Source organism: Empedobacter sp. UBA5036, assembly GCF_002415215.1.
GTDB classification, from domain to species: domain Bacteria; phylum Bacteroidota; class Bacteroidia; order Flavobacteriales; family Weeksellaceae; genus Empedobacter; species Empedobacter falsenii_B.
Genome location: NZ_DICC01000018.1, coordinates 1 through 12,622, shown reverse-complemented (window position 1 = coordinate 12,622; position 12,622 = coordinate 1). Strand labels below are relative to the sequence as shown.

Annotated in this window: 17 protein-coding genes; 11 read left to right on the top strand and 6 right to left on the bottom strand. The window is 32.4% G+C overall.

Features of this window, described 5'->3' with window-relative positions:
* The first annotated feature begins 65 nt into the window (after positions 1–65).
* The gene (locus tag B4J88_RS02110; protein ID WP_291066100.1) at positions 66–680 is read left to right on the top strand and encodes a MarC family protein; all 615 of its coding nucleotides are present in this window, start codon (positions 66–68) and stop codon (positions 678–680) included.
* 14 nt (positions 681–694) lie between these two features.
* Positions 695–895 carry a hypothetical protein gene (locus tag B4J88_RS02105; protein ID WP_125350576.1) on the top strand — a complete coding sequence of 67 codons (201 nt, stop codon included), beginning with the start codon at positions 695–697 and terminating at the stop codon, positions 893–895.
* A gap of 44 nt (positions 896–939) precedes the next feature.
* Here the strand turns inward: B4J88_RS02105 and rnpA are convergent, their stop codons facing one another.
* The gene (gene rnpA, locus B4J88_RS02100; protein ID WP_291066098.1) at positions 940–1,320 is read right to left on the bottom strand and encodes a ribonuclease P protein component; all 381 of its coding nucleotides are present in this window, start codon (positions 1,318–1,320) and stop codon (positions 940–942) included.
* A 112-nt stretch (positions 1,321–1,432) separates the two neighbouring features.
* Between rnpA and B4J88_RS02095 the strand changes: the two genes are divergently transcribed.
* The gene (locus B4J88_RS02095; protein ID WP_286478602.1) at positions 1,433–1,843 is read left to right on the top strand and encodes a BrxA/BrxB family bacilliredoxin; all 411 of its coding nucleotides are present in this window, start codon (positions 1,433–1,435) and stop codon (positions 1,841–1,843) included.
* 164 nt (positions 1,844–2,007) lie between these two features.
* On the opposite strand, the gene B4J88_RS02090 is transcribed toward B4J88_RS02095, so the two are convergent.
* The 4 genes from B4J88_RS02090 to B4J88_RS02075 form a co-directional block, all read right to left on the bottom strand.
* A complete protein-coding gene (locus tag B4J88_RS02090; protein ID WP_291066240.1) occupies positions 2,008–2,109 on the bottom strand; it encodes a hypothetical protein in 102 nt (33 codons plus the stop codon).
* A 45-nt stretch (positions 2,110–2,154) separates the two neighbouring features.
* The gene (locus B4J88_RS02085; protein ID WP_291066096.1) at positions 2,155–2,436 is read right to left on the bottom strand and encodes a DDE-type integrase/transposase/recombinase; all 282 of its coding nucleotides are present in this window, start codon (positions 2,434–2,436) and stop codon (positions 2,155–2,157) included.
* Positions 2,437–2,451: 15 nt separating this feature from the next.
* A complete protein-coding gene (locus B4J88_RS02080; RefSeq protein ID WP_291066094.1) occupies positions 2,452–2,640 on the bottom strand; it encodes an IS3 family transposase in 189 nt (62 codons plus the stop codon).
* Between the two features lie 180 nt (positions 2,641–2,820).
* On the bottom strand, positions 2,821–3,036 hold the full coding sequence (locus B4J88_RS02075; protein WP_291066092.1) for a transposase: 216 nt from the start codon (positions 3,034–3,036) through the stop codon (positions 2,821–2,823).
* A gap of 135 nt (positions 3,037–3,171) precedes the next feature.
* Here B4J88_RS02075 and B4J88_RS15190 point away from each other — a divergent pair, with 135 nt between their 5' ends.
* From B4J88_RS15190 to B4J88_RS02060, 4 genes are all read left to right on the top strand, one after another.
* A complete protein-coding gene (locus tag B4J88_RS15190; protein ID WP_414646643.1) occupies positions 3,172–3,303 on the top strand; it encodes a T9SS type A sorting domain-containing protein in 132 nt (43 codons plus the stop codon).
* A 254-nt stretch (positions 3,304–3,557) separates the two neighbouring features.
* A complete protein-coding gene (locus tag B4J88_RS02070; protein WP_038336152.1) occupies positions 3,558–4,553 on the top strand; it encodes an aspartate-semialdehyde dehydrogenase in 996 nt (331 codons plus the stop codon).
* 153 nt (positions 4,554–4,706) lie between these two features.
* Positions 4,707–5,249: an RNA polymerase sigma factor gene (locus B4J88_RS02065; protein WP_291066091.1), complete on the top strand. Its 543-nt coding sequence runs from the start codon at positions 4,707–4,709 to the stop codon at positions 5,247–5,249.
* Complete coding sequence (locus B4J88_RS02060) at positions 5,246–6,283, top strand: hypothetical protein (RefSeq protein ID WP_291066090.1); 1,038 nt, start codon at positions 5,246–5,248, stop codon at positions 6,281–6,283. Before B4J88_RS02065 ends, B4J88_RS02060 begins: the two co-directional genes overlap by 4 nt.
* A 36-nt stretch (positions 6,284–6,319) precedes the next feature.
* Here B4J88_RS02060 and B4J88_RS02055 read toward each other — a convergent pair whose 3' ends face one another.
* A complete protein-coding gene (locus B4J88_RS02055; RefSeq protein WP_291066089.1) occupies positions 6,320–7,249 on the bottom strand; it encodes a bifunctional riboflavin kinase/FAD synthetase in 930 nt (309 codons plus the stop codon).
* Positions 7,250–7,437: 188 nt separating this feature from the next.
* Between B4J88_RS02055 and atpD the strand changes: the two genes are divergently transcribed.
* The 4 genes from atpD (at position 7,438) to B4J88_RS02035 (ending at position 12,116) form a co-directional block, all read left to right on the top strand.
* Positions 7,438–8,946, top strand: a complete 1,509-nt coding sequence (gene atpD, locus B4J88_RS02050) for a F0F1 ATP synthase subunit beta (protein ID WP_114998651.1) — start codon at positions 7,438–7,440, stop codon at positions 8,944–8,946.
* A gap of 85 nt (positions 8,947–9,031) precedes the next feature.
* Positions 9,032–9,325 (top strand): F0F1 ATP synthase subunit epsilon, encoded by a 294-nt coding sequence (locus B4J88_RS02045; RefSeq protein WP_038336143.1) that lies wholly within the window; start codon positions 9,032–9,034, stop codon positions 9,323–9,325.
* A 446-nt stretch (positions 9,326–9,771) separates the two neighbouring features.
* Entirely contained in the window at positions 9,772–11,079 is a 1,308-nt protein-coding gene (locus B4J88_RS02040) for an O-acetylhomoserine aminocarboxypropyltransferase/cysteine synthase family protein (RefSeq protein WP_291066087.1), read from the top strand.
* 29 nt (positions 11,080–11,108) lie between these two features.
* Entirely contained in the window at positions 11,109–12,116 is a 1,008-nt protein-coding gene (locus tag B4J88_RS02035; RefSeq protein WP_038336140.1) for a homoserine O-acetyltransferase family protein, read from the top strand.
* The last annotated feature ends 506 nt before the right edge of the window (positions 12,117–12,622 follow it).

Genomic DNA, 12,622 nt, shown 5'->3' with positions numbered 1-12,622 from the left:
TTATGAAAAATTGTTCATAAAAACTTCTATTTTTGCATCAACCAATTAATTATAACTAAATACGAATGGAAAATATAATATCATTTTTTCAGAAATTCTCTTTCAATCAAATCGGAACAACTTTCGCCGTGCTTTTTGCTGTTATTGATATTTTAGGAAGTATTCCAATTATTGTAGGAATTCGAAGCAAAGTTGGACATATTCAGTCCGAAAAAGCCTCGATTGCAGCAGGTATTTTGATGATTTCTTTTTTGTTTTTTGGAACTAAAATTTTGAAATTAGTTGGTGTTGATGTTCAGTCGTTTGCCGTTGCTGGAGCTTTTGTGATTTTTATCATCGCTTTGGAAATGATTTTGGGAATTGAAATCCAAAAAGGAGTCGAATCTAACTCTGCATCCATCGTTCCTATTGCGTTTCCGTTAGTTGCGGGTGCGGGATCGTTGACAACTGTACTTTCGCTTCGTTCGCAGTTTGCAGATATTAACATTGTGATAGCGATTATATTAAATATGTTAATCGTATATTTGGTGCTGAAATTCGCAGGAAAACTCGAAAAATGGATGGGACCTGGAGTTTTATCGGTGCTGAAAAAAGTATTTGGAGTAATTTTATTGTCAATCGCAATCAAATTATTCACGTCAAATATCGGTGCATTGTTTATGAATGAAATTAAAATTTAAAAATTCATTATCTAATGAAAACATATATTTATATCGCGACAATCGTTTTGTTGATAGGTTTAGGTTACAACCTATATGAGATGGATTATAAAGCTGGTTTTATGGCTGAAGAAAACTTTCGTAGCGTTTTAGGAATTGGAGCATCGGTTTGTGGATTAATTTTAGTATCTGTATACTTTAGTTTTTTCAGATTGCAGGCAAATCTTAAGAAATAAACAGTTTTACAACTTATAATAAATGAAAAAGATTAATCCTCGGATTAATCTTTTTTTGTTTGTATCGCTTCGTTTAATTTTTCTAATAAAGTTTTGACAGATTGTTCAATCACTTCAAAAGGTTGATGTTTTGTCGAAGTATAAATCATTACTAAATCAATCGAATATTTTTCATTAGGTTCAAGTAAAAATTTATTCAATCTGTAAGCTTCTTTAGCACGACGTTTTAATAAATTTCGGTCAACCGCGTGTTTGAATTTTTTTTTCCCAACACTCACTCCTACCCTTATATTGTAATCCGCTTTCGGCTTGATTTTGTAGACAAATCTAATCGGATGAGAAACAAATGTTTTTCCATCAGAAAACAATTCATCGAATGCTTTTCTGCTTTTAAGTTTCTCATTCTTACCAAAAGTCAATTTCATATTGCTAAATTCTACGTAAATTTGTAACTGCAAAAGTAAGTATTCTAAAAAGTTTTAGAATTATGTAACTTTGAAAATAATTTATTTTTATTAAAAACAAAAAAAGGACAATATGTATCCAGCAGAAATAGTAATGCCGATGAAGGCTCAGTTGACTTCTAATGGTTTTGAAGATTTAACTACTCCAGAACAAGTAGAAGCAGCAATCAAACAAGAAGGAACAACTTTGGTAATGGTAAATAGTGTTTGTGGTTGTGCTGCAGGTGCTGCAAGACCAGGTGTTGTAATGTCATTAGATAATGATAAAGTTCCTACACATTTAACAACAGTTTTCGCAGGATTTGATAAAGATGCTGTAGCAAAAGCTCGTGAGTTTTTTGCTCCATTTCCTCCAAGTTCTCCAGCAGTTGCTTTATTCAAAGATGGTGAATTAGTACATATGTTAGAGCGTCACCACATCGAAGGACATTCTGCAGAAGCAATTGCAGAAAATTTGAAAGCCGCTTACAACGAGTTTGCTTAATTAAGATATTATAATAAATTTAAAGCGGAGAATATTCTCCGCTTTTTTGTATCTTGTTGTTATTAAATTGAATGATGAATATACAAACAAAATGTACAGTATAAGTTAAGCGACATTTTTATAAATTATATTTTTTTGATTAAATTCTTCGATGGTTTTATAATTTAAGGCACTATGTCTTCTTTTTTTTTGTAAAATATCTCAATGTATTGGAATATTTCTAATTTTGTTTGTTGTTTATTAAGGCGTTTATTTCGATAAATCAATTCAGTTTTTAGTGTCTTAAAAAAACTCTCTGACAATGCATTATCTCAGCAATTTCCTTTGTCAGACATATTCCTAATGACGGGGCTTGACTTTAAAGTATTAGCAAATTTATTATTGGCATATTGAATCCCTCTGTCGGAATGAAAAATTAAATTATTCTCTATTTTTCTGTTCATTAAAGCTATTTTCCAAGCTGCTAAACTTGTTTTTTCTGTACTCATTTCATCGCTCAAACCCCAGCCAATTATTTTACGATCGTACAAATCAAGTAGAATTGTTAAATACATAAAACCTTCATTAGTTTTGATATACGTGATGTCCGACAACCATTTTTGCCCAGCTTAAGCACTTTTAAAATCTCTATTAAGCACATTTTTTGCAACCAAATAATTGTGTTTAGAATTTGTTGTAATTTTAAATTTCTTACTTAATTTACTTCTAATTCCAAGCTCTTTCATGTATTTTGAAACTGTAATTCGGGAAATTTTAATGCCCAAACGATTTAATTCTGCTGTAATTCGGACTTCCATAACGTTGTTATGAAGCAAAATAAATTGATAAAATTTGCTTTTTCAGCTCCTCTTTTCGCAAAAATATTGTCGAAAATGGCTTCTTTTTCCATCTATAATAACTACTTTGACTAACTTCTAAAACTTTACACATTTTTTCAAGCGGATAAAGAAATTCATGATTGTTGATGAATTTATATTTCAACGACCGCTCTTGGAAAAAATGGTGATTGCTTTTTTTAAGATATCTCGTTCAAGCTCGGCCTCTTTCAATTTACGCTCTAAATCATAAATCTTTTCTTGTTCTGACGTAAGTTTTAGATTTCCTTTTCCTGGAAAGCTACCTGATCCAAATTCAGAATATTCTTTGCGCCATTTATAAATTAAGCTTGCCGTTATACCTAATTCTCTTGTCAATTCAGAAATATTATTTCTTTCAAAGCTTAATTATACTGCTTTAACTTTAAAGTCGGATGAATAAATTTTGAGGGATGATTTCATATTTTAAAATTAAGGGGTTTATCCTTAACTTATACTCCCAATTAAGTTAGCATATCCAGAACTATAAAGTATGTTGATAGTAAATCATCAACAATCGATGTTCAATCTTTACCAAGTGGAGTTTATCTTTTAAAAATCAAAACAGATAAAGGAATGAAGATTGAAAAAATCATCAAAAAATAATTTTTGTAAAAAGATTTTTATACAATTATAGAAAAGTGGAGCAATTTTTTCCACTTTTTTTGTGTTCAAAATTCTTATAAAAAAGAGTTTTATAAATTTTAATTCAAGGAAAAGTTCAAAAACCTGAATTAACATCATAACATAAAATATATCATATCAAAGAGATTGCTAAACCTATGAAAGAGAGAAAAATGTATCAAAATAATCAGTAAATTAGCAATTCGAAATTTTATAATACATTATTTAATAAACAAATGAGAATAGCAGTCGTAGGCGCTACCGGAATGGTCGGCAGAGTTATGCTCCAAGTTTTGGAAGAAAGAAATTTTCCAATCACTGAAATTATACCAGTAGCATCAGAAAGATCAATAGGAAAAACTATTGAGTACAAAGGAAAAGAATACAAAATTGTATCAATGCAGGATGCTGTAGAAATGCGAGCTGATATCGCAATCTTTTCAGCAGGTGGAGAAACTTCCAAACAGTGGGCGCCTAAGTTTGCAGAAGTTGGAACAACTGTAATTGACAATTCATCGGCTTGGAGAATGGATCCAGATCGTCCGTTGATTGTACCAGAAATCAATGCAGATATTTTAACAACAAATGATAAAATTATCGCAAATCCTAACTGTTCTACAATTCAGTTGGTAATGGTTCTTAATCCTTTACACAAAAAATACGGTATTAAACGTGTAGTTGTTTCTACTTATCAATCGGTTACGGGAACAGGTAAAGATGCTGTGGAGCAATTGAATGGAGAAATTGAAGGACGTGACGTTGCGAAAGTTTATCCATATCAAATTTTCAAAAATGCATTGCCTCATTGTGATGTGTTTGATGAAGAAACAGGTTATACAAAAGAAGAATTGAAATTGACTCGTGAGCCTCGTAAAATTATGCGTGTGGACGAAATGAATATTACTGCTACTGCGGTTCGTGTTCCTGTGCAAGGAGGACATTCGGAGTCTGTAAATATCGAATTTGAGAATGATTTTGATTTAGCTGAAGTTCGCAAATTATTAGCTGAACAGGAAGGTGTAACAGTACAAGATAATCCTGATACAAATACTTATCCAATGGCATTCTATTCAGAAGGTAAAGACGATGTTTTTGTAGGTCGTATTCGTCGTGATTTATCTCAACCAAATGCATTAAATTGTTGGATTGTTGCAGATAATTTACGCAAAGGAGCTGCTACAAACGCGGTTCAAATTGCAGAATATCTAGTAAAACATAATTTAGTTGGATAATATTTTCAATTAATAATATATAATAAAGTCGCTCTTGTAGCGACTTTTTTATGTTTAATGAATAAGTTTTCAGAACTTTAACAAATATTTTACGCTATCAAAGCATCCATAAGCGTAATTTTCGCATCTAAACAGTAAGAAAGAAAAAGTATTTTGGACGAAAAACAACTCATAAAAGCTTGTATCAGCAATGATTCGAAAGCACAGCGATTGCTTTACGAAAAATATGATGCGCGATTTTTTGCGGTTTGTAAACGTTATTTTACCGATATACAACAAGCGGAAGATGCGTTGGTAAAAGGATTTTTGAAGATTTTTCAGAATCTTGAATATTATTCGTTCGAAGGAAGTTTTGAAGGATGGATGCGAAGAATTATGATTAATGAATGTTTGATGGAGTTGCGGAAAAATAAAATTTTTCATCTCAATGTTGACGATTACTCCTCTTCTATTTCATCCAATCAAGAAGCTTCGCAACAAATAGAAGAAGATGATGTGATGAAACTCCTCGATTATCTACCCGAAGGCTGTCGCCTCGTATTTACCCTCTACGTAATTGAGGGATATAAACACAAAGAAATTGCCGAAAGTTTGGGAATTACAGAAGGAACATCGAAATCGCAACTTAATTTAGCGAAGACGAAATTGAAGGATATGTTAAGTATGAATGAAAATATAAAATCAAATTTATCGTGAACACAAACGATCCAATAGAAGATTTATTTCGATCAAGAAGTAACGAAACTGTCGGCGAAAAACCGAGAGATTTGGTGTGGAAACGTATTGAATCTGGTTTGCAGAATGAGGAAAAGGAAAAGAAACCTATTCGTGAATTTGTTTCAAGTGTATGGTTTTCTGCAGCCGTTTTCGCGTTGATTGCGATTCCTTACTTTGTGCTTTTTATCGAGAATATTAATACTGAAAATAGAGAAAATTCACTTGAAATTGTCAAAACAAATGTCCCAGTTATTGAGCAATCGCCTACTGAACAAGAAGAAATAGTGGTTTTGGAATCGAAAGATAAAGATTTGGAAAAACCTCTAGAAATAGTAAAGAATTATAAAGCTACAAAAGAGCCTGTTTATAAAGTAATTGAAGGACATCCTGCTGGTGGAATTGCTGACGAAGGATATTTTCCTCAATTATCTAATGCTTCTGCATCGAATGCTCCAGTTACTTTATCAGCACCGCAAGCGATGGAAGCTCGTTCTAAGGTTTTAGATTCGATAGAAAAAGAAGGACAATTTGCAAAGGCAAGTAATCAAAATTTTGGTAACACAAAAGATTCAGTCATTTCAGATAAGTTAGCAAGTAAAGCTTCTGGTGTTGTAGTCGCAAATGGTGTAAGTAGACAAAATGCTAAATTAAAAGATACTTCTGATGTGATGAAAATGACGGTTGTTGCAGAAACACGCGCTGCAAATTCTTCGTTAGAAACAGCTTCGGTTTTAGATGTTTCACCAAAAAAATCTGAGATTGACAAATCTGCAATTGTTTATAAACCTTTGAAGTTTACAGTAAAATCAGATATTTTACGAACGAATTTTAAATTACAGAAGAAATTGAAAAATAAAATTTCATTTGAAAGTACAACGAATAATCTTGTCATTACATTCGAGAAAGTAAATAGTAAAATTGTTTTAACGACAAACGAACCAAAGGTTGATGCTACGCTTTTGGGAGTTTTGGAAAAAAATAAAAAAGAAATATTTACATATTATAATAAATAGAGATTAAAAAAAGGTTCGCTAAAAGCGAACCTTTTTTTAATTATTTCCATATAAATTTATTGCATTTTCTTTGTCTTGATTCATCGCGATGATTAAATCATCTAACGAATCAAATTTCTTTTCATCTCGCAAATGTCCTAAAAATTCAAGGCGAATTGTTTCTCCATAAATTTCTCGATCAAAATCCAAAATATTCACTTCTACTCGATGTTCACGAGAATTGGTAACCGTTTCTCTAAATCCGATGCTTAATAAACCTAAATATTTTTGATTATCCACAAAAACATCAACGGCATAAACGCCATCTTTTGGAATTAATTTATTGGGATCAACTTGTAAATTAGCGGTAGGAAAACCAAGTGTACGACCAATTTTGTCACCATGAACAACTTCTCCAGAAAGCGGATATTGATAGTTCAACGCTTTATTCGCATACGCGATATTTCCTTCGATAAGTGCATTTCTAATTTTTGTAGAACTCACCGCCACATCATTTTCTTCGACAGCTTGCAATTGAATCAAATTGAAACCATATTCTTTCGAAAGAACTTGTAATTGCTCGAAATTTCCTTCTCTATTTTTCCCGAAATGATGATCGTAACCAATGACTAACGTATCAATATTGATTTTATCAACCAATAAATTTTTGACAAATTCGACAGAAGTTACTTGTGAAAAATCTTTTGTAAACGCTTGAATAATCAAATGTTCTAATCCAAATTGACGTAAAACATTTTCTTTTTCCTCTAAAGTGTTCAAAAATTTAAGATCACAATTTGGCTGTAAAACCATTCTGGGATGTGGATTAAAAGTAATCAAAACACTTTCTCCATCAATTTCTTTTGCAATTGTATTGAGTTGTTTCAGAATAGATTGATGTCCAATGTGCACACCATCAAACATGCCCAAAGTAAGGACAGGACGTTTGATAGGTTTAATTTCTTCTAAGGATTGATAAACGTTCACTAAAAATGATTTTGCACAAAATTAAGGCTTTCAAATCGAACTTCAAATCTATTTTTAATTTCCTTTGATTGTAATATTCTGATTACTAATCAAAATATTATGACAAAAATCTTAAAAAGTATATAAATTATACAATGTTTTTAACTTACCTTTGCACCCAAATAAAATAAACTAAATCATTTCATATAATGGCAAATCAAAAGAAAGGTAAGATTGCACAGGTTATTGGACCTGTAATTGACGTTATTTTTGATAACGCAGAAGGCCTTCCAAATATTTATGATGCATTAGAGGTTCCTCGTCAAGGAAAAGAAACATTAATTCTTGAAGTTGAGCAACACATCGGTGAAGATACTGTACGTTGTATCGCAATGGATAGTTCTGATGGTTTACAAAGAGGTCAAGAAGTTATCGCTTTAGGAAAACCAATTATGGTTCCTATCGGAGAAAACATCAAAGGACGTGTATTTAATGTAGTTGGAGATGCTATTGATGGTTTAGGGAATTTAGACAAAGAAAACGGTTTACCTATTCACCGTCCAGCTCCAAAATTCGAAGAATTATCAACATCTGCAGAAGTTTTATTTACAGGTATTAAAGTAATTGACTTAGTAGAGCCATACGTAAAAGGTGGTAAAATTGGTTTATTTGGTGGTGCCGGAGTAGGTAAAACAGTATTAATTCAGGAGTTGATGAACAACATCGCTAAAGGACACGGAGGTTTATCTGTATTCGCTGGTGTTGGTGAGCGTACTCGTGAAGGTAATGACTTAATGCGTGAGATGATTGAAGCTGGATTAATTAATTACGGTGAAGATTTCATGCACTCTATGGAAGGTGGATCTTGGGATTTATCTAAAGTAAACAGTGAAAACATGAAAGAGTCTAAAGCAGCTTTCGTTTTCGGACAAATGAATGAACCTCCAGGTGCACGTGCTCGTGTTGCTTTAACAGGTTTAACATTAGCTGAATATTTCCGTGATGGAGATGGACAAGGTCAAGGACGTGACGTATTATTCTTCGTAGATAATATCTTCCGTTTTACACAAGCAGGTTCTGAGGTTTCTGCCCTATTAGGACGTATGCCATCAGCCGTAGGTTATCAGCCAACATTAGCAACTGAAATGGGTGCTATGCAAGAGCGTATTACATCTACTAAAAACGGATCTATTACTTCTGTACAAGCGGTATATGTACCTGCCGATGATTTAACTGACCCTGCGCCAGCTACGACTTTCGCGCACTTAGATGCTACAACGGTATTAGATCGTAAAATTGCTTCATTAGGTATTTACCCAGCGGTAGATCCATTGAACTCTACATCTCGTATCTTATCACCAGCAATTATTGGTAAAGAACATTACGAAACAGCACAACGTGTAAAAGAAATCTTACAACGTTACAATGCTTTACAAGATATTATCGCGATTTTAGGTATGGAAGAGTTATCAGAAGAGGATAAATTAGTTGTACACCGTGCACGTCGTATCCAACGTTTCTTATCTCAACCATTCCACGTTGCAGAACAGTTTACAGGTATCCCAGGTGTTTTAGTAGACATCAAAGATACAATCAAAGGATTCAACATGATCTTAGATGGTGAAGTTGACCAATATCCTGAGGCTGCATTCAACTTACGTGGTACAATCGAAGAAGCGATTGAAGCTGGAGAAAAAATGTTAGCAGAAGCTAAATAATATAATTTAACCATATAAAGAGTGCTTACGTTTCTTTTCTTTTTGAAAGTTGCTAAGTACTCTTTTTTTTAAAAACAATAGGATTATGCACTTACAAATTATTACGCCAGAATTCGTAGTTTTCGATGCAGAAGTAGATGCTGTTACTTTACCAGGTAAAGATGGTGAATTTCAGTTATTAAATAACCACGCTCCTATCGTTGCAACTTTAGGTGAAGGAACAATCAAAATTAAAGTTCACACAAAAACTTTCGAAGATTTCGATAATCAATCTGGAAAAGTTTATAGTTCTCCATCTAATGAATCTACATTATTGTTAGATATCAAAGGAGGAACAATAGAAATGAACAATAATAAAGTAATCGTTTTAGCAAACTAATTACTTTTTTATCATAAAACTTAAAAGGAGATCAATTTTGATCTCCTTTTTTTATGTTTTCTACTTAATATTCTCTTTTTTACTTCAAATTTTATTCTGTTTAAATCCTTTTTATAGATTTCGAAAGAAATATTTTTAACTTTTTGGCATGAATATTCTTTTTAAATCAATTTTATAGATTTATTTTCTAAAAACTAATTATAAATTTTATTATTTAGAAAATTATTCTAATTTCACATAAAATATAAAACTACAAAGTGTAGTTAGAAATGAATAATTTTTAAAGATGAAGTACAATTCTAAAAAACATTCTTTTGGACACGGCGTCCTGCTTCACAGCATCTATAATTGTATCAATAGTAAAATTCGAATGTGCAGCTGCTAATTTTAGCTAACTAACCTACCTACTATTTATTAATCGTAGTCACATTCAAAACAATTTTATTATGTCAACAGAAAAACAATTACATTTCGATACTTTACAAGTACACGCAGGTCAAGAAGTAGACCCAACAACAGGCTCTCGAGCTGTTCCAATTTATCAAACATCTTCTTATGTATTTAATGATGCCGAACACGGAGCAAATTTATTTGCTTTGAAAGAATTTGGTAACATTTACACAAGAATTCAAAATCCAACAACCGACGTTTTCGAAAAACGTATTGCTGCGCTGGAAGGTGGTGTTCCGGCATTAGCTGTTTCATCGGGACAAGCGGCACAATTTATTGCTTTAAATAATATTTTAGAATCAGGAGATAATTTTGTTTCGGCTTCTAATCTTTATGGCGGAACATATAATCAATTCAAAGTTGGTTTTAAGCGTTTAGGTGTTGATGTTCGCTTTGCTGAAGATGCAGATCCAACAAAAATTGAATCATTAATTGATGAAAATACAAAAGCGATTTATGCAGAAACGATAGGAAATCCGAGTTTTAATGTTCCAGATTTTGAAGCAATTGCTGCAATTGCACAAAAATATAACATTTCATTTATTGTGGATAATACGTTTGGTGCGGGCGGTTATATTTTCAAACCTTTAGAGCATGGAGCAAATGTTGTCGTAGAATCTGCAACAAAATGGATTGGTGGACATGGAACTTCGATTGGTGGAGTTATCGTGGATGGTGGAAATTATAATTGGGGTAATGGAAAGTTTCCACAATTTTCTGAACCATCAGAAGGTTATCATGGTTTAGTTTTTTCCGATGTTTTCGGAGTGAATGGTCCTTTTGGTAATATTCAGTTCATAATCCGTGCGCGTGTTGAAGGTTTGCGCGATTTTGGTCCAGCAATTTCACCGTTCAATTCTTTTTTATTGTTACAAGGTTTAGAAACGTTGTCGTTAAGAGTTCAGAAACATTTGGACAATACGTTAGAAATTGCGCGTTGGTTAGAACTTCATCCGCAAGTTGAAAAAGTGAATTATCCTGGATTAATTACTTCTCCAAGTCATCATTTGGCAAAAAAATATTTGAAAAATGGTTTCGGAGCTGTTTTATCATTCCAAATTAAAGGTGATGCAGACAAAGCGAATCAATTTATTGATAGTTTAGAATTGATTAGTCATTTGGCAAATGTTGGCGATGCAAAATCGTTAATTATTCATCCTTCTGCAACAACTCATCAACAACTGAGCGATGATGAACAAAAATCTGCTGGAGTTTTTCCTGGTTTATTGCGTCTTTCTGTCGGAATTGAATATATTGATGATATCAAAAATGATCTTCAACGAGCTTTTGATAAAATTAAATAAACAAAGTATTTTAGTTATAAATTTATTCAGTGAATTTTTATCAATATAATTATACAAAGCCATTTCAATTAGAAAATGGTCAAATTCTCGAAAATTTAACCATTGCTTATCATACAGCGGGAACGTTGAATCCCGAAAAAAATAATATCATCTGGGTTTGTCATGCTTTAACGGCAAACTCGGATGTTTTTGATTGGTGGGCTGGTCTTTTTGGAGAAAATGAATTATTCAATCCAAAAGATCATTTTATTATTTGCGCCAATGTGATTGGTTCTAATTATGGAACGACAAATCCGTTGTCTACAAATCCTGAAACAAATTCGCCTTATTATCGAGATTTTCCTACAATTACGATAAAAGATATGGCAAATGCGCACCAATTGTTGGCAGATCATTTAGGAATTTCAACTATTCATTTATTAATAGGTGGTTCACTCGGTGGTCAACAAGCGTTAGAATTTACGTTACTTGATCAAGTTAAAGTGGATAATTTGGTTTTGTTGGCGACAAATGCGGTACATTCTCCATGGGGAATTGCGTTCAACGAATCGCAGCGTTTGGCTATCGAAGCCGATTCAACTTTTAACGATAAAATTGAGGATGGAGGAAGAAATGGATTGATTGCGGCGCGTACAATTGCGATGTTGTCTTATCGTACCTATATTATATATGAACAGAAGCAAAAAGACAAGGATTCTGTTTACAACGATTTCAAAGCGTCTTCTTATCAAAAATATCAAGGTGAAAAATTAGCAAATCGATTTAATGCACATTCATATTGGACACTTTCGAAAGCGATGGATTCACAAAATTTGGCTCGAAAGAGAGAGTCTTTAGAGAAATCATTGGCTCAAATTTCATCCAATACAATAGTTATAGGTATATCTTCGGATATATTATTTCCGCCAAGTGAGCAAAAATTTATAGCGAATCATATTTCAAATGCAAAATTCATCGAAATTGATTCTATTTTTGGACACGATGGTTTCTTGGTCGAATTACAAGAATTAAATACAATTTTGGAACATCTCGTATAATATTATGGAATGAATAATTATATGAAGCTCGATTTATTCGAGCTTTTTTTATTTATAAATAGATTCTACTTCGTAGAATTTCTCCCGAGTAGTTCCTTCAAAAGTATCCATTTTGCTTTTCTTTTGTTCAAGAAAAGCAAAACGTCTAATCATTTTCTGCGGTAAAAACGGGCTTTTATCTTTTAAAACCTCGTATCTCACTTCTCATATCTAAAAAAAACAAAAAATATTTTCCATTGTACCAGCGACTTAAGATTAGAATGTAAAATAAAAGTAAAGTATGTTTGGAAAAACGAATAATCCAGCCGTATATTTGCAACCGCAATACGAAAGACGAGTAGTATTGTAGTTGACATAAGGACTTAGTAGCGACAAAAATTATTTAAAAATAAATTTGCGAGAATCTAAATAAGTATTATCTTTGCCATCCGATTCCGAAAGGGGTTTTTGGAGTGAAAGTAAGAATTGACTTATTGAAATAAAAACTTTAAAATTTATCAAAATAA

What these genes read in the sequence shown, in the direction of transcription:
- B4J88_RS02095 (WP_286478602.1), top strand. Translation starts at nt 1,433, where the DNA reads ATGTATCCAGCAGAAATAGTAATGCCGATGAAGGCTCAGTTGACTTCT.
- B4J88_RS02110 (WP_291066100.1), top strand. Translation starts at nt 66, where the DNA reads ATGGAAAATATAATATCATTTTTTCAGAAATTCTCTTTCAATCAAATC.
- B4J88_RS02045 (WP_038336143.1), top strand. Translation starts at nt 9,032, where the DNA reads ATGCACTTACAAATTATTACGCCAGAATTCGTAGTTTTCGATGCAGAA.
- B4J88_RS02105 (WP_125350576.1), top strand. Translation starts at nt 695, where the DNA reads ATGAAAACATATATTTATATCGCGACAATCGTTTTGTTGATAGGTTTA.
- rnpA (WP_291066098.1), bottom strand. Translation starts at nt 1,320, where the DNA reads ATGAAATTGACTTTTGGTAAGAATGAGAAACTTAAAAGCAGAAAAGCA.
- atpD (WP_114998651.1), top strand. Translation starts at nt 7,438, where the DNA reads ATGGCAAATCAAAAGAAAGGTAAGATTGCACAGGTTATTGGACCTGTA.
- B4J88_RS02080 (WP_291066094.1), bottom strand. Translation starts at nt 2,640, where the DNA reads ATGGAAGTCCGAATTACAGCAGAATTAAATCGTTTGGGCATTAAAATT.
- B4J88_RS02040 (WP_291066087.1), top strand. Translation starts at nt 9,772, where the DNA reads ATGTCAACAGAAAAACAATTACATTTCGATACTTTACAAGTACACGCA.
- B4J88_RS02070 (WP_038336152.1), top strand. Translation starts at nt 3,558, where the DNA reads ATGAGAATAGCAGTCGTAGGCGCTACCGGAATGGTCGGCAGAGTTATG.